Annotated in this window: 19 protein-coding genes; 10 read left to right on the top strand and 9 right to left on the bottom strand. The window is 62.1% G+C overall.

Features of this window, described 5'->3' with window-relative positions; translation table 11 throughout:
* Positions 1-314 precede the first annotated feature (314 nt).
* From ACO1XS_RS00380 to ACO1XS_RS00365, 4 genes are all read left to right on the top strand, one after another.
* Entirely contained in the window at positions 315-1,484 is a 1,170-nt protein-coding gene (locus tag ACO1XS_RS00380; protein WP_331567722.1) for an aminotransferase class V-fold PLP-dependent enzyme, read from the top strand.
* Positions 1,478-2,272 carry an SDR family oxidoreductase gene (locus ACO1XS_RS00375; RefSeq protein WP_331567598.1) on the top strand — a complete coding sequence of 265 codons (795 nt, stop codon included), beginning with the start codon at positions 1,478-1,480 and terminating at the stop codon, positions 2,270-2,272. Before ACO1XS_RS00380 ends, ACO1XS_RS00375 begins: the two co-directional genes overlap by 7 nt.
* A gap of 10 nt (positions 2,273-2,282) precedes the next feature.
* On the top strand, positions 2,283-3,401 hold the full coding sequence (locus ACO1XS_RS00370; RefSeq protein WP_331567596.1) for a pyridoxal phosphate-dependent aminotransferase: 1,119 nt from the start codon (positions 2,283-2,285) through the stop codon (positions 3,399-3,401).
* Between the two features lie 141 nt (positions 3,402-3,542).
* Positions 3,543-4,784 carry a DUF2252 family protein gene (locus ACO1XS_RS00365; protein WP_331567594.1) on the top strand — a complete coding sequence of 414 codons (1,242 nt, stop codon included), beginning with the start codon at positions 3,543-3,545 and terminating at the stop codon, positions 4,782-4,784.
* A 159-nt stretch (positions 4,785-4,943) separates the two neighbouring features.
* Here ACO1XS_RS00365 and ACO1XS_RS00360 read toward each other — a convergent pair whose 3' ends face one another.
* From ACO1XS_RS00360 to ACO1XS_RS00340, 5 genes are all read right to left on the bottom strand, one after another.
* Positions 4,944-5,810: an alpha/beta hydrolase family protein gene (locus ACO1XS_RS00360; protein WP_331567720.1), complete on the bottom strand. Its 867-nt coding sequence runs from the start codon at positions 5,808-5,810 to the stop codon at positions 4,944-4,946.
* A gap of 80 nt (positions 5,811-5,890) precedes the next feature.
* Positions 5,891-7,057 carry a glycosyltransferase family 9 protein gene (locus ACO1XS_RS00355; protein WP_331567592.1) on the bottom strand — a complete coding sequence of 389 codons (1,167 nt, stop codon included), beginning with the start codon at positions 7,055-7,057 and terminating at the stop codon, positions 5,891-5,893.
* Positions 7,054-9,156: a sulfotransferase gene (locus ACO1XS_RS00350; protein WP_331567590.1), complete on the bottom strand. Its 2,103-nt coding sequence runs from the start codon at positions 9,154-9,156 to the stop codon at positions 7,054-7,056. Before ACO1XS_RS00350 ends, ACO1XS_RS00355 begins: the two co-directional genes overlap by 4 nt.
* A 10-nt stretch (positions 9,157-9,166) precedes the next feature.
* The gene (locus ACO1XS_RS00345; RefSeq protein WP_331567588.1) at positions 9,167-12,058 is read right to left on the bottom strand and encodes an autotransporter outer membrane beta-barrel domain-containing protein; all 2,892 of its coding nucleotides are present in this window, start codon (positions 12,056-12,058) and stop codon (positions 9,167-9,169) included.
* Between the two features lie 457 nt (positions 12,059-12,515).
* A complete protein-coding gene (locus ACO1XS_RS00340; protein WP_331567586.1) occupies positions 12,516-13,289 on the bottom strand; it encodes an FkbM family methyltransferase in 774 nt (257 codons plus the stop codon).
* Between the two features lie 270 nt (positions 13,290-13,559).
* Between ACO1XS_RS00340 and ACO1XS_RS00335 the strand changes: the two genes are divergently transcribed.
* The 4 genes from ACO1XS_RS00335 to ACO1XS_RS00320 all read left to right on the top strand — a co-directional run bounded on the left by ACO1XS_RS00335 (position 13,560) and on the right by ACO1XS_RS00320 (position 15,809).
* A complete protein-coding gene (locus tag ACO1XS_RS00335) occupies positions 13,560-13,991 on the top strand; it encodes a hypothetical protein (RefSeq protein WP_331567584.1) in 432 nt (143 codons plus the stop codon).
* A 117-nt stretch (positions 13,992-14,108) separates the two neighbouring features.
* Positions 14,109-14,579 carry a YaiI/YqxD family protein gene (locus tag ACO1XS_RS00330; protein WP_331567582.1) on the top strand — a complete coding sequence of 157 codons (471 nt, stop codon included), beginning with the start codon at positions 14,109-14,111 and terminating at the stop codon, positions 14,577-14,579.
* 97 nt (positions 14,580-14,676) lie between these two features.
* On the top strand, positions 14,677-15,210 hold the full coding sequence (locus ACO1XS_RS00325; protein ID WP_331567580.1) for a hypothetical protein: 534 nt from the start codon (positions 14,677-14,679) through the stop codon (positions 15,208-15,210).
* Positions 15,207-15,809, top strand: a complete 603-nt coding sequence (locus ACO1XS_RS00320) for a hypothetical protein (protein WP_331567578.1) — start codon at positions 15,207-15,209, stop codon at positions 15,807-15,809. The genes ACO1XS_RS00325 and ACO1XS_RS00320 overlap by 4 nt, the downstream gene beginning before the upstream one ends.
* 32 nt (positions 15,810-15,841) lie before the next feature.
* Here the strand turns inward: ACO1XS_RS00320 and ACO1XS_RS00315 are convergent, their stop codons facing one another.
* Positions 15,842-15,952 (bottom strand): hypothetical protein, encoded by a 111-nt coding sequence (locus tag ACO1XS_RS00315; protein ID WP_331567576.1) that lies wholly within the window; start codon positions 15,950-15,952, stop codon positions 15,842-15,844.
* A gap of 13 nt (positions 15,953-15,965) precedes the next feature.
* Entirely contained in the window at positions 15,966-16,064 is a 99-nt protein-coding gene (locus ACO1XS_RS00310) for a hypothetical protein (protein WP_331567574.1), read from the bottom strand.
* Between the two features lie 177 nt (positions 16,065-16,241).
* Between ACO1XS_RS00310 and ACO1XS_RS00305 the strand changes: the two genes are divergently transcribed.
* Together ACO1XS_RS00305 and ACO1XS_RS00300 are read left to right on the top strand one after the other, a co-directional pair.
* A complete protein-coding gene (locus ACO1XS_RS00305; protein ID WP_009889671.1) occupies positions 16,242-16,469 on the top strand; it encodes an AbrB/MazE/SpoVT family DNA-binding domain-containing protein in 228 nt (75 codons plus the stop codon).
* Positions 16,466-16,849 carry a type II toxin-antitoxin system death-on-curing family toxin gene (locus ACO1XS_RS00300; RefSeq protein ID WP_331567572.1) on the top strand — a complete coding sequence of 128 codons (384 nt, stop codon included), beginning with the start codon at positions 16,466-16,468 and terminating at the stop codon, positions 16,847-16,849. The genes ACO1XS_RS00305 and ACO1XS_RS00300 overlap by 4 nt, the downstream gene beginning before the upstream one ends.
* 180 nt (positions 16,850-17,029) lie before the next feature.
* Here ACO1XS_RS00300 and ACO1XS_RS00295 read toward each other — a convergent pair whose 3' ends face one another.
* Together ACO1XS_RS00295 and ACO1XS_RS00290 are read right to left on the bottom strand one after the other, a co-directional pair.
* A complete protein-coding gene (locus tag ACO1XS_RS00295) occupies positions 17,030-17,734 on the bottom strand; it encodes a hypothetical protein (protein WP_331567570.1) in 705 nt (234 codons plus the stop codon).
* A gap of 530 nt (positions 17,735-18,264) precedes the next feature.
* Positions 18,265-19,353: a serine hydrolase domain-containing protein gene (locus ACO1XS_RS00290; protein ID WP_331567568.1), complete on the bottom strand. Its 1,089-nt coding sequence runs from the start codon at positions 19,351-19,353 to the stop codon at positions 18,265-18,267.
* Positions 19,354-19,381: the final 28 nt, after the last annotated feature.

Here is a 19,381-nt window from a genome sequence, read left to right as displayed (position 1 = left end):
TCGAGGTGTGGCATGCGTTGGCCCGCCGCACGAGCATGCTCGAGGAGCCCGATGCGATATTTACGCGCGGCGCGCTCATCGAGCGCGTGCGCCGTACGCTGGCGGCGCATCCTCCATCGCCGCCGCCGGGGCCGACGAGGCAGGACCTGCTGCGGGTCATCGATGCGCGACGCGCCCATGCGTCACAGCCCGGAACGCACGTTGGCATCGACCCTTCCGGTTCGCATGAAGCTCGCAGCGAGCCGGCCTTCGACGTCGCAGCCGCGCGTGAGCGCTTCTTGCTCGACGATCGCATCGTGTGTCTCAACCACGGCATGCTCGGCGCCTGTCCCATCGAGGTACTCGATCGGCAGACCGAGTGGCGCACCCGAATCGAACGACAGCCGTGCGCCTTCGTTCTACGCGAGCTTCCGGCTCGACTCGACGATGCGCGCCAGGCACTGGCGGAACTCATCGGCGCATCCCCGGGAGATCTTGCGCTGCTGCCGAACGTGACGACGGCGCTCAGTGCCGTGCTGCGATCGCGATCGTTCGCCGCGGGCGATGAAATCCTGACGACGGACCACGCTTACCTGTCGTGCCGGAATCTGCTCGATTTCGTGGCGCGCGAAACGGGCGCGCGGATCGTCGTCGCTCGGATCGAGACCCCCGTGGCCCACCCCGATGCGGTCGTCGACGCCGTGCTCGATCGCGTGACGGCGCGCACGCGGCTCGCGGTTCTGGATCACGTGACCAGTCCGACGGCGATCGTTTTTCCCATTGCGGCGCTCGTCGACCGACTGGCGGCGCGCGGTGTCGATACGCTGGTCGACGGCGCGCACGCGCCGGGAATGCTGCCGCTCGACGTCGACGCGATCGGCGCCGCGTATTACGCGGGCAATTGTCACAAATGGCTTTGCGCTCCGCGCGGTGCGGGCTTTCTGCATGTACGGCGGGATCGCGCCGACGGTTTGCATCCGCCCGTGATCAGCCGCGGCTACGGCGTATCGAGCACCGATCGTCCGCGGCTGCATCTCGAGTTCGACTGGCTTGGCACGGCGGACCCCACGCCGCTGTTATGCATTCCCGACGCGATTCGCTTTCTGCGGAATCAACTGCCCGGCGGATTGCCGGCGCTCTATGCGCGCAATCGTGAGCTGGCGCTCGATGCCGCGCGCACGTTGGCGCAAGCGGTGCCGCTCGTACGGCTCGCACCCGATTCGATGGTCGGCAGCATGATCGCGCTTGAACTGCCGGACGCGTTCGTCGCGGCGCCCATCGACGCGGCCGCATCGCTGCAGCAACGCCTGTACGACATGCATGGCATCGACGTATCCGTTGCGTCCTGGCCGGACGGCCGGCGGCTTGCGCTGCGTATCTGCGCGCAGATCTACAACTCGATCGACGATTTTCGTCGACTGGGCACCGTGCTTCGCGAACTTGCCGCCGACGTGCGGGACAGCGACATGGTGTCCGACGCTCATCTTAGGAGTACTGAATGTTGAATGGGAATCACGAAGCAACCCGGCGTGTGTTGTTGACCGGCGGAAACGGCGGCATCGGCATCGAGCTGATTCGGGTGTTCGCCGAGGGGGGATACCGCGTCACCTTCACGCATCGCCCGGACGACGACAGCCGGCGACGGGCACTCGATCTGATCGAGCGGTTTCGCGAGCTCCGCGTCGACGCTTTGCCGCTCGATGTCGGAAATCGTGCGAGCCACGCGGAGCTGGTCGAGCGCCTCGTCGAACCTGTCGATGTCCTCATCCACAATGCCGGCGTCGGCACGAAGACGGTGGAGCGGGTTGCGTCGCACCCCAAGGCTCAGGACGAAGCGTTCTTTCGCGTGAATGCGCTCGGGCCGCTTTGGCTGACCGACGATCTATTGCCCGCGATGCGTCACCACGGTCGCGGCAAGATCGTCTTCGTGAGTTCGGTCGACGGCGGCATCACGCATTTTCCGCGTTTTCGCGCGGCGGACGGAATGAGTAAGGCGGCCGTCGCCTTTCTCGGGCGGCAACTCGCGGCATCGCTCGCGTATACCGGCATCGATGTGTTCACCGTCTGCCCGGGCGCAACGGATACGCCGATGTTTCAAGCGAGCACGCTGCGCGGGCTGACGGCCGAGCAGCGGCAGGCGCTCGAATCCTCGCTGCCGGGCGGCCGACTGATCGAGGCTCGCGAGATCGCCGATCTTTGTTTTTATCTGTGTCGCGACGAAGCGCGCATTTTGCGCGGTGCCGTCATCGATGCGTCGCTGGGTCTGGGCGTGTGCCCGACCGTGTTGAGCTAAGGAGCCCTCCATGCCCGTTCCATCCAATAGCTTCTGGGAGCAATGGCTCGTCGCGCATCGCGCGAAACCCGAAGCCTGTGTGACGTTCTCGCTTTCACCCTCTCCCTCGTTGAAGGAATTCATCGAAGAACTCGACGGCAGCATGCCTCTCGATTGGTCGAGCGAGGACTATCAGGGAGCGCGCGGCCTGCGTGCCCAGGTTCTCGATCGTTACGGATATCGTCCCGCATGCGATATCGACGACGTGCTGATCACGGCGGGTGCGCAGGAGGCGAACTATCTCGCTTTGACTCAGTTGCTTCGCCCCGGCGATGAGCTCGTGATCGATGCGCCCGGCTGGCAGCAGCCGATCGTCCTGGCCGAGCAGATCGGTGCCGTCGTGAAGTATGCGCCGCGCCTCGAGGCGCGCGGCTGGGCGCTCGACGTCGATCGGCTCGAAGCGCTCGTCACGCCAAAAACGAAGGTCGTTTTCATCTGCAACCCGAACAATCCGACCGGACGTGTCGAGGACGAAGCGACGCTGCGCAGAATCGTCGGCATTGCCGAGCGTGTCGGCGCGTACGTCATCTCGGACGAGGTGTATCGCGGTCTCGAATGGGAAGGACCGCAAACGCCGCGCGTGGCGACGATGTACGAGCGCGGTATCAGCACCGGCAGCGTGTCGAAACTGCTTGGCTTGCAAGGGCTGCGCACCGGCTGGATGATCACGCGCGATCGAAAGCTGATTGCCGACGCGATGGTGTTGCGCGAGAACACGAGCGAGATCATGAACGTGATGGGCGAGCGGATCTCCGAGATCGCACTGCGTCCGGATCGATTCGCGCTCGCCGTCGAGCGCTCGCGAGCGGTCGGATATGCACGGATCGAACGACTCGACCGGTTCGTTGCCGATCAGCCGGCCTTGCGCTGGCGCCGGCCGGCGGCGGGGCTGCTCGGACTTGCATATCTGGATCTGCCGATAACCGCGGGAGCGTTTGCGCACAAGCTGCTGATGCCGCCGTACAACACGTTCGTGATGTCGGGCGACGCGTATGCGTGCCCGCAGCACCTGCGGCTCGGGGCGGGCGGGGTGTCCGACGAGGAGCTTGAACTCGGGCTTTCGCGAATGGCGCGTTTGCTGGGGAGTTGAGCCGGCTGGCTCTCGGTGGGCAGGCGGGCAGTGTCGAATCGGAGCGATACGGTCCGTCCGACGAAATCGGGTGCCGCGCTGTCCTGGCACGCTTTGAGCTAGCTGCGATAGGTGCGGACCACTCCTGTCCGTGGAGGCACCGTGTCAAAGAAATCGGCCAAATCCGCGCAATATCCTCCGCCTGACGCAAGGCAATGCGTGCTGGCCGAGTTGCGCCGGCAGAAAATGGCGCGCTCGCCTCATGCCTATGAGCGGGGCACCGCCGCTCACTTTTACGAATGGGTAAAGACTCAGGCGGCCGGCAGGTTACCGGTGGGGCCGGACGAGTGGATTTGCGGCGATTGTCATTTGGGCAACCTTGGCCCGGTTGCCAACGCCGAGGGAGAGGTTGCGGTTCAGATCCGGGATCTCGATCAGAGCGTGATCGGCAATCCGGTGCACGACCTGCTTCGGCTGGGGCTATCGCTGGCCACCGCGGCATGCCGTTCGGACTTGCCGGGTGTGATCGTGAGCCGCATCGCGGGTGCGCTGCTCGACGGGTATGAACAGGCATTCGACGACCGGCGCGCTGACGACGCGAGCCGGTCGCAACGACCGGAGGTGGTCAGGATCGCGATGCAGGAAGCGCTGCACAGTTCGCAGCGTAAGCTTGCACGCCAGAATATCCGGCATGTCCGCCCCCACATCTCGCTCGGCAAGCGCTTTTGGGCGATGTCGGACGACGAGAACCAGGCTGTGCACGCACTGTTCGAGGCCGGGGGGCCGGCTCTGATTCGAACGGTGCTGGGCGAGACGGTGCGAGACGCGTCGGCGATCCGCGTGCTCGATGCCGCTTATTGGGTGAAAGGATGCAGTTCGCTGGGCCGGCGCCGATATGCGGTGTTATTGGGCGTCGATGGGGCGAACTCCACGGACGGCCCACCGCGCCTCATCGACATCAAGGAAGCGGCCGCGCCCGCGGCGCCGGTTGCTCACGGGCATCGTATGCCGCGTGACGATGCGAAACGTGTGGTGGAAGGGGCACGTCATGTCTCGCCGTTGCTGGGCGAGCGCATGATCGCTGCTCGGCTCGATGGATGCTCGGCTGTGGTCCGCGAGCTGATGCCTCAGGATTTGAAGGTCGAGGCCGAGCACCTGTCCGAGCGCGACGCGGTGAAAGCGGCGTATTTTCTGGCGCGTGTCGTCGGTCGCGCGCATGCGGGACAGATGGATGCCGCGACGCGCAAAGCATGGCTCGCCGCATTGCACACCAGGCGACCGAAGTCGTCGGAGGCGCCGTCGTGGCTCTGGAGCAGTATCGTCGAATTGCTCGTGATGCATGAAGCGCAATACCTCGAACATTGCCGGCGTTATGCGTTGGAACGGCCGTTGAGGGACGAGTAGCTAGCAGCGCCGGGCACCTGGCTCGAACGAGCGTGCGGTACCCCTGGAGCCACGGTGGCGCTGGCGTCACGCCGACCGCTGGAATGAACCTCAGGCACTTCGGGCATTCACGACGCTCTTCCGGATACGAGAGGCGATCGAAAGAATGTGCAATGGAATTCATTTGGGGCGTCCGACCGACCGGTAATCCCCGGAACGGCACGTCGGTACGATTTCGAGCAGTGCCGCCCAGCGCCGGCTCCAGTCGCTGTCGTGCGCCAGGCCTGGAACGGTCAACGCCTGGGCGCACCGCGTACCGGTGGCGTTCACGAAGCGTTGCGCCACCGCAGGCGGGACGACATCGTCCTTGGCCCCGCTGAAATGCACTTGCGCAATGCTTGCGACACGGCTTGCGAAATCGATCGCGTCTTCCGACTCGGGCATCGGCGATACATCGTGCAGCCGATTGACGAATTCGTCGTCGAGATTGCCCGCCACCGTGCGAATCGAAACGACATCGGTACGGCGTGCTGCGATCAGCACTGCGACGGCTCCGCCCCCCGAGTAACCGACCAGCTCGACGGGTTGGCCGGGTGTGAGTGCGGCGAAGCGGCTGACCGCCGCGTTCATCGACTCGATCACGTCCGCCGCGAAACGCTTGCCGGTCCAGTATGGAATGCCGCATCGCGGATTCATTGCCATCGGCGTGAACTGGCAGGGGCGGGCCAAATAAACGACGTTCGGCGCGAGATCCTGCGCGGCGAGCGCGAGCCCCGTCGCTTTGCGCGGTGTCGGATCAAGCGCGGGCTCGGTGAGCGAGAGCCAGGCGACGCCATCGCCTTCGATGTACACGCGCAGAGGCTTGCGAGGCTGCGAGATCCGTGCAAAGGCCGTCAGCACGAATGGGCCGGTATTCACGAGCTGGCGGCGCAGGTGAGCCGGTTCGGCGAGCGCATCTGCATGCGCGTCGGGATCGAGCGCGACGCACCCCGACAGCGCGCCCAGCAGCAAAAGCGGCACGAGCGCCACAAGCACCTTACGCACCATCAACGCTGACAGAACTGCCGTCCAGAGACACGCCATTTGACGCGATAGACCACTCCGCCAACCCATGCCACACGGCAGTCTCATTGAACCGTCAATTGCATGAGCTCGGCGGCCATCCGCGAGACGACGCCACTCCAGTCCGTGCGTACGTCCTGACGAAACAACCGCATCTGGGGATACCACGGCGTATCCGTACGCTCGAGCAGCCAGCGCCAGTCCGGGACCTTCGGTAGCATGACCCACACGGGCCGGCCCAATGCGCCCGCGAGATGGACGGGAGAAGAGTCCACCGAAATCAGGAGGTCGGCGATGCAAAGGATCGCCGCCGTGTCCTCGAAATCGCCGATCTCGTTGGACAACGACAACAGCGGCATACCGCCGGGCGGCGTGTCGGCCTGCGTTGCGGCAGGGCCTTTCTGAATCGACACAAAGCTGACCGCTGCCTGCGCGAGCGGCGCGAGTTGGGCCAGGCTTAGCGAGCGGTTGGCATCGTTGGGGTGCGTGGGCCGACCCGCCCACACGAGCGCGACCAACGGGCGGGGCAGGGCGGCCAACCGCTGTCGCCATAGCTCAACGCGCCGCGGGTCCGGGTTCAGATACGGTATCGGCCCGGGCAGATCGTCGAGACGTAGCCCCAAGGCCATGGGCAAGCTCATCATCTCGCAGTGCATGTCGAACGCCGGCGGCAGGCTCCCACGTTCGATGATCTCGTCGAACCCCACGCTGCGCCGTATGAGCGATAGCGATTCGGCGTTGATTTCGAGCACTACCCGCGCACCGCTTTTCTCCTCGGCCCAAGGCACCAGGCGGGCGAACTGGAAGGTGTCGCCGTAGCCCTGCTCGTCGTGAATCAGCAGCGTTTTGCCGGGCATGGCGCGGCCGTCCCAGCGTGGACGTTGTACCTTGCGTTCGATGCGCGTCGTGTGCGCGAGGCTGTAGCGGTATTGGTATTCACGCCAGCCGCGTTCGAACTCGCCCGAGAGCAGTAACGTCTCGGCGAGGTCGAAACGTGTAGGAAAATCGCCGGGCGCGTGCTCTACCAGCATTTCCTGGATCGCGCGCGTTTCGGCGACGCGTCCCTGCGGACGAAGCGCCGCAGCGAGCAGCTTCCAGAGTGCGAGCGGTCCTCTGCCCGAGGCCAGATACGGTCGCACGATCGCCTCGGCGTCCTCATAGCGTCCCGATGCCAGCAGCGAGCGAATCCGCAGATCGATCGCGCGGATATCGCAGTCGGCACCGGACATCACGGAGCCTCAACGCCAAGCACGTCGAGCAACGGACCGAGATAGCGCGCGTACCCTCGCCAGCGGCCCTTCGAAGTCAGGTAGATCGGCTGACGCACTTGGTTGACGCTTGCTGTGCGGACCACCCGACGGTTGCGGTGAAATTGCAGGCAGGCATCGTCCCACGGCAACCCGAGCCAGCCGATCAAACGCCGCGCTTCGCCTTCAATATCGTCGACCACCGCCTCGTATTCGGTTTCGATGAAAACCTCACGAGGCAGCAGTTCGCGCCAATGCGCCATCAAGCGTTGGTAATGGCGGTAGAAGGCGCCAAGCTCGGCAAGGTCATAGGCAAACGGCTGCTGTCCGGCGAACAGTTTCGTGTAGCAGGACAAGCATGTATCGACTGGATCGCGCCGAACGTGGATGATCCGGGCGCCCGGCAGGAGTAGCGGGATCATGCCGGCATACAAGAAATTGCCCGGCATTTTGTCGACGACATGGGGTCGCCCCCCGGCGAGCGGAGCCACGCGCGCCAGATAGGCTTGCGCGCACTGGCGCAAGCGCGCGCGCGTGCTTGCCTCGTTGTCGGGCGCTACGAAGTCGGGGAAGTTGCCGAGTTCGTCGATCGCGAGACGCAGTGCCGATAGCTCGCCCGCGCCTGTCACCTGCGGATGCGACGAAAGGATCTGTTCGATCAGGGTGGTGCCGGAGCGCGGCATGCCGATGACGAAGATGGGCAACGTCGACGGCTCGCCGAAGCCTTGGAGCCCGTCATACCGTTCCGGCGTGAAGACCGTCCTGACCTGTTCCATCCAGCGGCCGATCTGCTCGCCGTCATAGTCGAACGAACCGCGCTTGCCGCGGTTGCCAGCCTCTAGATGACGAAACGCCCGTTCCGGATCCTTGATGTCGAGATAGGCTTTACCGAGCGCGAAGTGCGCCGCGATGCGGTCGATGAGCGGACGTCGTTCGCCCTGAGCGAGGTAGGCTTCCAGCGTTCCGATGTCGGGATCGTTCGCTTTGAACGTGCGCAGCTCGGCGCGCGCTGCGAGCGCCTGCGCAGAATCCGGGAAACGGATGAGCGCTTGCTCGAACGCCGCGAGCGCTTCATTCTGGCGCCCCGCTTCGATCAGCAAGGTGGCGCGTCCCACCAGTGCCGCTTCGGCTACCGCGCCGGGCAATGTGGCGGCCTGCTCGTAGGCGAGCAGCGCCTCATCGGTCAGACTCAGATCCTGCAGCGCGAGCGCAAGCGTGTAGTGCGCCTCGGCGTTGCGCGGCGCAAGTGCAACGGCGTGCCGCGCGATGGCAAGCGCCTCTTCGGTATGGGCGATTTGTCTGAGCGCCTTTGCGCGCGCCGTGAGCGCGGCCGGATGCTCGGAAGCGAAAGCGCCCAGCATATCGAGCGCGCGCAGTGCCGCATCGTGGCGCTGCCGGGAAATCTCGGCGTCCGCGAGGTTCAGGTATGCGTCGACGAGGCGAGGGTTCAAATCGATGGCCCGCCGCGCATGTTGAGCGGCTTCGTCATAGCTGCCTTGCGTCGACAGCAGGTAGGCGAGATTACTGTGCGCTTCCGCATAGGATGGATTAAGCGCGAGCGCCTGACGATAGCAAGCCTCGGCACGATCCATCTGCCCGAGTCGCCGCCACGTATTGCCGAGGTTGTTCCGCGCTTCGGGCCATTCGGGATTGAGCGCGACGACCTTCTCGAGGCATACGCGGCTGCGCTCGAGCTTGCCGGCTTCTTGCAGCAGGATGCCCAGGTTGTTCCAGCCGGATATGAGCGCCGGATCCATCGCGACGGCGCGCTCCGCAGCTTCCTCGCCTTCCGGCAGCATCCCCTTTTGGCGATACATCTCGGCCAGGTTGCTCGAATACACGGCCGACGCGCGAGGGGCAAGACAAGCCTGCTTTAGATGCGAGATCGCCAGATCCAGGTTGCCGTAGGCGTGGGCCATCAGCCCGAGCAAATGGAGGGCGTCGGGCTGGCCCGGCCATGCGACGAGCACGCGTTGGGCCAGCATTTCGGCCTGTTCCGCTTGACCTGCATTCCAGTGCGCGTAGGCACGGGCAAGTGCTTCCTGGATGCTGATGTTCTCTGAAGGAGTTGCTGTGCTGACCATGCTCGACATATTAGAACAACTGTCGCAGACGCAGGCTTCCGGCTTGGGAGACAAAGCCGCGCCCGAGCAGAACGTTATAGCGCGCGGTCAGACTGAGATTCCTTTCCTTCAGCAGCGTGACGCCTGCGGTCACCACGGCTGCGTTCGTCACGGGGCTCGTACCGAGTACGGTGAAACTGGTCTGGCCGCTTGGATCCGCAGCGAAGCTCGCAGTGGTGAGCGCGCGCGTGTTGTCGTACTCGTGCCGCCATGCGACGGTCAGCTCCGGCACCAGCACGCCATATGAGGTTGGTACCTCTCGTTCGATCTTCGCGCCGAGGTCGGTAGTGACCGAGGTCTGGTGCGTGGCATCGACCGAGAGCGCGGCGCCGTTGCCCCCGGATTCGGTGTAGGCATTTTGATGCAAGTAGCTGTACGTGAGGCTTGCGAGCGGCGTGACAGTCGCGACACCGAGCGCGAGCGGATATCCGATCTCGCCGCGCGCGACGTACTGCTGGCCGCTGAAGCTGCCGCTGGCTTGGCCGGAGAACCCGGGAAAGGCGACCAACCGATTCGTGTCGTAGCGCTGAACGATCGCGCCGGCGGACAGATTGGCGTACCACCTGTTCGCCACGTAGCTGCCGTAGCCGATGAGGCCATACGAGTTGATGCGGGTGTTGTCCCCGGCAGTGTCGCCCGTATTGTTGACTGCGGTGTTGCTGTAGCTGAATGCGCCGCCGACACGCCACGCCTGGGATATCGGGCGATCGACACCGAATAGCAAGCCACCGTAGTTCGCGCTGTATCCGTCCACTTGATCGCGTTGGTCCTGGCTTGCGTGTCCGCCGAAAGCCTGCCCCCACACGCCCCACGACGGCGAGCCCTCGCCGGTCGAGATGCCGCTGCCGTACCGTTGTTGCGCCAGGCGCAGCCCGTTGGCGTGGCTCGATATGATATCGAGTACGTCCAAGGTTGGAGCCGCCGCTGCGCGGCTCGAGGAGGTTTGCGACGTCGGGCTGAGCTGCTTGCCTGCCGCGTTGAGCGCTTGGGTCGAGCCGCCAGCTTCGAATGCAAGCGAGGCGTCGAACAGGTTGAGCAGAGCTGGGCTGATGCCAGTGTAGTTCTTCAGCCCGGTCAGCGCCGACACTGCATTGGGCGCAGTTGCGCCTATCGGCGTTGGCGTCGGCGTTGGTGTGCCTGTGCCGGTTCCAGTCCCTGTGCCCGTACCGGTGCCAGTCCCAGTCCCTGTGCCCGTACCGGTTCCTGTACCTGTACCTGTTCCTGCGGAGTTGGCGACAGTCAGGACAAGATCGCTGTTTGAGCCATTGGCCACGGCCGTCCCTGTGACGACCAGCCCGGTGACGCCGGCGATCGAATAACGCAGCGTGCCTTCGTTGTAGTTGGTGCCGGTCCCGGCGGCATCGACGACGACAAAGCGCTGGCCAGCCGCGAATCCATAGGCATTGACCTTTTGCAGCGTCACGGCAGAGCCGCTCGCGATATTGGCTGTGCCAGAGACCACCAGCCGGCCATAGCCGGCGTCGCTCGCAATCGATCCGCCCGCGACCGCGCTGTCCGTCACCCCGACCAACAGCGTCGCGGATGCACCTTGCGTGTAGTTGCCGGTGATCGCGATGGGATTGTTGACCTGCAGCGTAGCGCCGGTGTTATTGACGGCGTGGCTGCCCGCGTTGATTTGGTCGTTCAGCAGTACGTTGCCGGACCCAAACACCACATTGGACGAGGTATTCGTGATGGTGCCTGCATTCGCGGCGGCGATCCCGCCGCTCAGCCCTGTCAGGGTGCCGAATACCGAACCGCTCCCGCCGCTGATGTTTAGATTGGTAGAACCGGTGTTATGGATGGCACCTGCGATCAGGCCGCTGTTGCTGATCTGACCGATGGTGCTGGTGCTGTCGACGTTGATGGCGTTGAGCAGGCCCGTAATGGTACCGCTGTTGATTACCGTACCGATCGTAGCGCCGGCCAAAGCGAAAATACCCGTATAAGGCCCGCTCGGAAAGCCGGTCACCGTTTGCGTGGTCGCGCCGCTGATAACGCCAGAATTGTTGATCGTGCCGATGGTGCCGGACTGTGCGACAACGCCGGAAAACGTGCTGGTGATCATCCCGGTGTTGGTCAGCGTGCCGAGACTGGCGCCGCTGCGGATAAGAACACCCAGTTCGTTGGTGATGGTGCCGCTGTTGTTCAGCGTGCCGATAGTGGCTGAGTTTTCGCCAAGAACACCATAGCCGACGATCGTTCCGGCGTACGTGGAACCTTTGATGGTGCCGCTATTCAAGATCGTGCCGATGCTGCCGGCGTTGTTATCGATGCCGAATATGCTGCCGCTGACCGTGCCGCTGCCGGCGAGCAGGCCCATGTTGTTCACGGTGCCGATCGTGCCGCTATTGAGGATGCCCCGTCCGGCGCCGGTGATGGTGCCGGTTGCCGTGTTGGTCAGCGTTCCGATCGTGCCGGTGTTGTTGAGGCCGGCTGCGATGGTGCCCGCGATATTGGACGAGCCGATGAGCCCGTTGTTGGTGAACGTGTTGATCGAGCCGCTGGTCCTGATGCCTGAATTGCCGCCCACGAACTGGCCGGCACTGTTGTTGGTCAGTACGCTGATGGTTCCGGCATTGACCATCCCGTACGTTATGCCCGCGATGGTACCGTTGTTGGTGAGCGTGCCCAGCGACGAACCGACCGCCAGCAAGGCGGTCGCAGTGTTGAAGTTGGAGAGGATGATGTTCGGGGCGATCGTGCAGTTGCCCGAGGACCAGCCGATTTCCGTGGTGTTGGAGCTGATCGTTCCGTTGATTCCGCAGTCGGCTTTTGCGACCAGCGGCGCGACGCCGGTGAGCGCACCGGCAAGGGCTGCAACGATTGCGCGTTGTCTCTGCGGTACGTTCTTGCGATCCATGGATACCCCGATCAAAAAAGGTTCGAGCGGCAATCGTGTAAGAGTTTGCAACTTCCCAGATACTATTCAGACGAATCGCGAAATTCAATGTCGATTGTTAAGTGTGTGGTCTGGTCTCCCGTGCAGCATGACGAGAGAAAGCGGCAACAGGGCAATCGATCGCTTAATCCTTTCAATTCCGCTACAGGCAAAACCATTTGCGCGAATTTATGCAAATATTCACCAACGCCTTATCTGGCGGGCGTTCGGTTCGGTTGAGCGATCATTGCCACGGCGATGAAAAACGATGCGTATCGAGTGGGGGAATGCGCCGCCCTATGCGACACGTGCTACGACGCGCTGCCTTAGCCAAAAAACACCAATTGACAACGTCGCGTTTTTGTATGGCGCCTCGATGGCATTCGAGTGGCGGCGTACGAAACACGGCGTGCGCAATGTGCAAGCTGCCGGACACCCGTCAAGGCTCGGGCCTCGCCAACGGATGAGCGGTCGCATCGACGATTTCCTCGAAGTCGCGAAGCACCAGGCTCGACTCGCGCGGGACGCCCAGCATGTTGAAGGAGCAAACTTGCGGATAGCGGTTTTCCGTATTGGCCCGGAAATTTTGTGGGTTGAATAGGGGGCTGATATGCCACCACAATCGGTAACCGTGTCCCCACAAGAATTCGATAAGCCTGCGAGAGTGGGCGACCCGATCGTTCTCGACATACAACAGCGGACGGTGCTTCGCGAGAATCCCCTCGGCACCTTGCAGGACCTGTAACTCGAACCCTTCGACGTCGACCTTCAGGAGGTGGACAGTTTGCCCACGAGTCATATCGTCGAGCCGTATGCACGGCACCTCGATGCCGTTGTCCAACGGCTGGGTGCGAGCCGATACTGCGCCGAAGTTACCTGCCCGGCGGTAATCCGGGGAAGGGAACCAGACTGTTCCCTCATGTGCGGCGCACGCGAAAGGCCAAGCGACCACATTGTCCGTGGCATTTAGCGCGAGATTCGCACAGAGATTCTGGAACACGAAGGGCTGCGGCTCGAATGCCATGACGTCCGCACCGGCTGCTTTAGCCGCTTTTGCGAGGGGCACCGTCTGGCTGCCGATATTGGCGCCGACTTCTACGACGGTGCCTGGCCGGTCGATGCATTGCAAGAGCAACTGCGTTTCTAGCTCGGCGTACTCGCCATACTGGATCAACGCTTGACCGACATATTCGTCGAAGCGGTTGGCGAGCATGGTTCCGTGTCGCGTATCGACGAGAACGTAGGGGTCTGCGGCGTATGGCATCGGTCCGAGTGGGCGGCAGAGGATCGCATCATAGCCTACATAAACGCGATCGTCCTTGTAGCATACCGATCCCGATGCCAACCCCATGGTCCTGATCGACAATCCGAAGGTTTTTAGATGTGTTCCGCAAACCCGATCATATCTGGCCCGAAAATGACGTCGCTCGGAGATAGCGTTACGATCGAGAGTTAGTCGTCACAGCTCAATGTCAAAGGCCATATGAAGCGATTCCTTCTAGTACTTTTTGCGGCGACCGCCTTCACGATCTGCGCTCATGCGCAAAGCAATGCGCCTGGCCCGGTGGCTACCCGCTCGGGGAAATTGGAGTTCGTGCACAGCGACCGCAATTTCGCAGGCACGCTTGACGGCCAGGTTTTCGATCGCTTCGAGACAAACGTCCTGACACATTTCGATGACGTCGACGATAGGAATGGCACCGTCACGCGGACACTCGTGCAGACCGATGCCGGCCCTGTGCTGTACGATTTCCGCGCTCACCCGCCGCTTGTGCTGCGCGCGAATAGGCGCATGACTGTCAAGCGCGTATTTTGGCAAGGCGATGACGTGGTGATGCAGGGTACGCGAGGGTGGTTTCGGCTCGCTCGCGGTGGGCTGACCAAGCTACAGTCGTCCAAGTCGACGTACCGTTGAATGCGTTTGCTGGCCATTAGCGCAACGGCAGAACTGAAATCACGACCGGCAAAAACATCGAGCCTTCTAATGCACACGGTAAGATGACGGCCACCTCGTTCCATTGGAAGCGCCGAGATGCAAGTGCTGGTTGATGCAGATGCCTGTCCCGTTGTCGTCAAGGACATTCTTTTTCGGGCTGCGCGGCGTACCAAGGTGTGCGTGACGCTGGTGGCGAATCAGTATCTACGCACGCCGCCTTCCCCCTTTATCAAAGCGCTGCAAGTGCCAGCGGGGTTCGACGCCGCGGACAATCGAATCGTTGAACTGGTTGAGCCTGGCGATCTCGTCGTTACCGCCGATATACCGCTTGCAGCGGCGGCGTTGGATAAGGCCGCGTATGTCCTCGATCCGCGGGGAAATTGGTTTACCCGCGAGAACATCCAGGAGTATCTGACCATGCGAGACGTGATGGATCAGCTCCGCGGCTCGGGTGTCGCGACCGGCGGCCCGACGGCCTACGCCCCATCCGATAGCAAGGCATTCGCTGCGCAGCTGGATCGATTTCTTGCCCGGCGTGGACCGGCGCCTGGGGACTCGACGAGATAGCGAAGCTCAGCGTTGTGCAATGCGTTGACGGACGCGTCCGAGATTGCTTTTTCGCGAATGGGTGCAGAGCTAGTAAAACCCGTGCAGATTCCGGCTCATGAATAACCAGAAAACCACGTTGATCGATACGACGCTTGAGTGCATCGAGATTAACCTGATCCATAGCCGAGCCGACGAGAAAACCGTCGAGCTTTACCGGTTGACGGTGCACGACGGTTGCTATTTCGCGGCCCGCGGCGACATCGACCCAGAAGGATTCAAGCGCATCGAGCGGCTGCGGCTCGGCGCGATCGTGCGCATTTGCGCTTTCGAGGAGCGCGGTCGTCGAAAGATCGCGTGGATTAGGAGTATCGAATATGGCATTCCTCCATATGACCTACTCCGTCAAAGGCAGCGAAACCTCACTCTGCTTTCCGTCTCGTTCTGTCTGCTAGCGGCGAGCCTTCTAGGGTTGGGGATTCACGCGTCGCTTGTCACGGTGCTGGCTATCCTCGTGGCGATCATCAGCTTGTTTGGCTGCGTGGTTGCCGTCGGCGGCCTGATCGAGTCGCTAAATTCGTCGCGGGTGGAAGCGCAGGAGCGGTGGCAGAGCGAGCCATACCGGTTTGTCGACGAAGGAAGCATCCGATGACATATGGGGCCGTGCAAACCGTATCCGGCGCGGTCATATCGGTCAGCCAGAAGCCGATCGTGATTGATGTGTGGAGTCCGAATATAGGGCCAACAACCGATCAAGTTGAACAAATCACCTTCCGGCTCGACTCTATTGATCTACCGCTGATACTGAGGACCGGCAAAACGCGTGAGCTCTTCGTTGCGAATGGCGATCGGTTGCACGTTGCCTGCATCGCGTTTCCGGATCGCCTGGCGATCTTAGGTATCCGGAATGTGAACGATGGCTCGGTCTACATGGTGCGCACGGCGAACGTCGTTAGCACACGGCGGGAGATCTACACGGCGATTTTTGCTGTCGTCGTTTGGGGGATGGCTTCTGCCGTGATCGGCTTCGTTCAAAGGAGCACGCACCTGGCCGTGGATTCGTTTCTGATCGGTGCAGCGGTTTCCGTGGGCTTCGGCGCCGTTAGCACAATCGTTCGTTCGCTGTTCGGCTGGAGTGTATGGCCCGATATCAGAAAGCTCGTGCAGCCAGGGGGAAAACACGAGATGCACGCAGCGGGTCAGGCTCTTGGGCTCGGACCGAAAGAAGAGCGCACGATTCGGTTTCTGTGAAGGGGATGGCGCCGACAAACTCGCCATCCACCTCACAATCGGCCAAGCGCCGATATGATTTCGTCTTGCCGATATATGAGCGAGCTAACCGGCTTGGTCAACGCGCTCCGTGGACCTGCTGCCAGCGTCGGGGTTTCGAGCATGCACTCAATTCCCTCAATGGTGAACACAGGGATCAAGTCTGGCGGACGTGGTACCGGGGGATTCGATCGACCGAGGCAGCGGGATGACCACACGAGTTGCCAGTCCGGACAAATGATTTCCTTGGACCTCGACCAGATAGGGCGTACCCGCGTGCCCACTGGGGTTGGAGATTGTCCCCGGATGTCGGGGCGGCAACCCTTCCGTCCCTGACCAACGGCTGTGGTGGAGCGATCCAATCCTTGCCCGTCGATTGCTATATAATGCACATTATATAGCGAGGAGAGTGCCATGCTTACATTCAAGGTCACAACGGTCGGGGCCTCGGCCGGTTTCATTCTTACCAAGGAGGCGATGGCACGACTCAAGGTGCAGAAGGGCGATACTGTGTATCTGACCGAGGCGCCAGAAGGCGGCTACCGGATTACGCCGTACAACCCGGATTTTGAACGCCAGATGAAGCTGGCGGAAGAGATCATGCACGATGACCGCGATATTCTACGTGCGCTGGCCAAATGACAGCGTGGCGCTGGGTGCGCGCGGATCTGACTTATGCCGTCCATGATCGCCAGCTTGCCGAACATGGGGGGCTTGATGGCGTTCGAGACAAAGGGGCAGTGGAGTCCGCACTGACACGGCCGCAGAATCTCGACGTTTATGCGCGGGCGGACGCAGCGGCACTCGCCGCTGCATATGCCTATGGGTTAGCGCGGAATCATGGCTTTGCGGACGGCAACAAGAGAACTGCGTGGGTAGTTGCGCGCATCTTCCTGGCAGACAACGGCTATCGATTGAAGTTTGATCCGACCGACGCCGTTAGGACCATGGAAATGGTCGCTGCTGGCGCGATCGACGAAGTTGCGCTGGCGGAATGGTTTCGGCAACGGATCGCAGAGTAAGTCGATGCTTAGACGATGCGCGAACAATCGGAACCGCTATGGCGTCGTTACGGCGGAAAACGAATCTGAGAGAATTGTCTCCCGGCCAAGATCGCGCGCCGCTCGATTTCTGAAGCCGAGTCAATCAACCTCTGTTGCTCGAGAAACATGAGGAAGGCGCAAGTAGAAACCTTGCGTTCTTCAGAGACGGGAGTCAACAGTACCCGGTACATCGTGGGCGTAGTAGTGTACGTCCGCGTAGTGCTCCCTGGCGAACGAACCTTTGGCCGACCAGTTGATGTGGTTGTGATAGCTTGCTTCGGCCACTTGCGGGCCATGCGCCTTCAAGCGATCGACCGTTGCGGTATCAGACGGCCGAACTATCACGATGTGGCCACCCTGTTTGGGATCGGGGTTGACGTACACGCCAACGACAAACCAGCCTTGATTGGCGAGATACTGGACCTGCTCAAGAGATTCGACCCGGTGCCAACCGGCGCGCCGCCCGGCGGAACTGTCGAGCCATTCGCCTTGTGCGTTTGCAAGCAGGTTCAACCCGTGGCGCGGCGGCCGCATCAGATAGACTCCGAGTCGGACCGACATGCCAGCAATGTAGGCGCTGCAGTGCGTCTCGCTGTCGCGTCCGTGCCATTCTTCGGGCATGTCCGGTATGCCGGTCTTCCAGTCGATATGACGCCGGTACAACCAAAGATGCTCCACGTCCGAGTCAACGATCACTTGCAGCAGGTGGCGACCGGCAGCGGTAACCGGGCCGCAGCACGGCCCCGATTGCGACACGGTGATTGACGGCAACGCGGCCTGCGGCGGGTCCGACGCGCATGCGCCGAGCCCCAGGGCAAATGCAATCGCGCTTGCCTGGCCGCGTCCAAGCTTGGTGATGTTCATTGCCGATTCCTTGCTTTGGTTTCGTCGCGCTTGATTGACGTGTACAAAATCGGATCAGGCCGCATTTTATCAGGGAGCGAACGAGCGTCGACAGACCGAGGCGCCAAAATGCGCTACCGGATTACGCCGTACAACCCGGATTTTGAACACCAGATGAAACTGGCGGAAGAGATCATGCACGATGACCGCGATATTCTGCGGGCGCTGGCGAAATGACAGCGTGGCGCTGGGTGCGCGCGGAATGCGACGACGGCATCTTAACTTCCTGCGCGTTTCACGTAGTGGTTCCTATTCCCGTATTGGCGGCCATCGGCGGGCCGCGTGTACGACGTGGTCAACGCACTGCGTGGAATTGCGGCAAGCGTTGGAGTATCGAGCATGCACTCAATACCCTCGATAAGGAATACGGGGATTAGATCGGGCCGAAGCGGTACCGGGGCGCGGAAATCGACGCCGCGCGGAAATGACCGCGACGTATGGTGCGTTGATTGGCACGCCATTTCGAAACGGCACGACCATCGATCATTTGATCATTTCACTGTTGCGCGGAGCACGTAGTCGCCCAGAATCGTTTCCCCTACAGCCGTGGACAGTTCCCGATTGCTGTACATCCCCGCGAGGACGATGACGAGGAGATCCAGACTGGGAACGATGAACATCCGTTGTCCGCCATAGCCGATTGCCGCAATCCATCGAACGTCCTTGCGATCGACGAGCGATTGGCCGGTCCACCAATGGAGGCCGTAGCACAACGACCCGCCCGCTTCAATCTGCGCGGACGTACTTTGGGTGATCCATGACTGCGAGACTATTGGCTTTCTGCCCCAACGCCCGCCGTTGAGCACCATCTGACCGATCTTCGCAAGATCCCTTGCGCGCATGCGTAGACCGGATGCCGCGTTGGGCGTCCCATCCGCATATCGAATCCACTCGACATCGCTGATCCCCAGCGGCTCGAATAGCATTTCGTTCGCCAGTACGTCGAGAGGACGGCCGGATGCCGACACCAGTACGCCGGCGAGGACGGTGGTGAGCCCTCCGTTGTAGACGTAGGCCGAGCCCGGCGGCCGTGTTATAGGTTGCGAGAGCACGTAACGACACCGATCCGGAGCATCGGTCATCTTTCGCTCGCTGTTAGTTGCGTCGCCGTATGGTAGTGACTCGTTCCACTCGAAGCCCGCGGTCATGCTCAGCAAGTGTCGCAATGTCACCCGGCGCAGGTCGGTTGCGTTCGCGCTGGCGTAGTCCGGCAGCGCAGCTATGACAGGAAGATCAAGATGCTCGACCCAGCCCTGGTCGATCGCGATTCCGAATAGCAGCGACACGATGCTCTTGGTGATCGAGCGCAGGTCGTGCTTCAGATGAGCGTCGTACTTGACGAGGCCAACCGGTATCCCCCAGCACTCGTCTTCCCCGCAAAAATAGTGCTCGTATGCAAGCTTGCCGTATCGACACATCACGATGGTGTGGACGTTCGCCGCCGTCCAAGCGCTGATCCGCGGCTCGATGGCGTCCATGATGACCTGAGTCAGCCCCACCTCGTTCGGCGGGCAAATTTGCCATTCGCCCGGCGGGCCCTGAAGCGCAGCGCGGCGGCCGTAGCTATCCGCCTCGGTCATTTCAATTTTCCTCAAAAAGGCACGCCAA

The sequence above is a fragment of the Trinickia sp. genome (genome assembly GCF_057351765.1).
The sequence above is the reverse complement of the archived record's forward strand: the minus strand, read 5'-3'. Positions and strand labels throughout refer to the sequence as shown.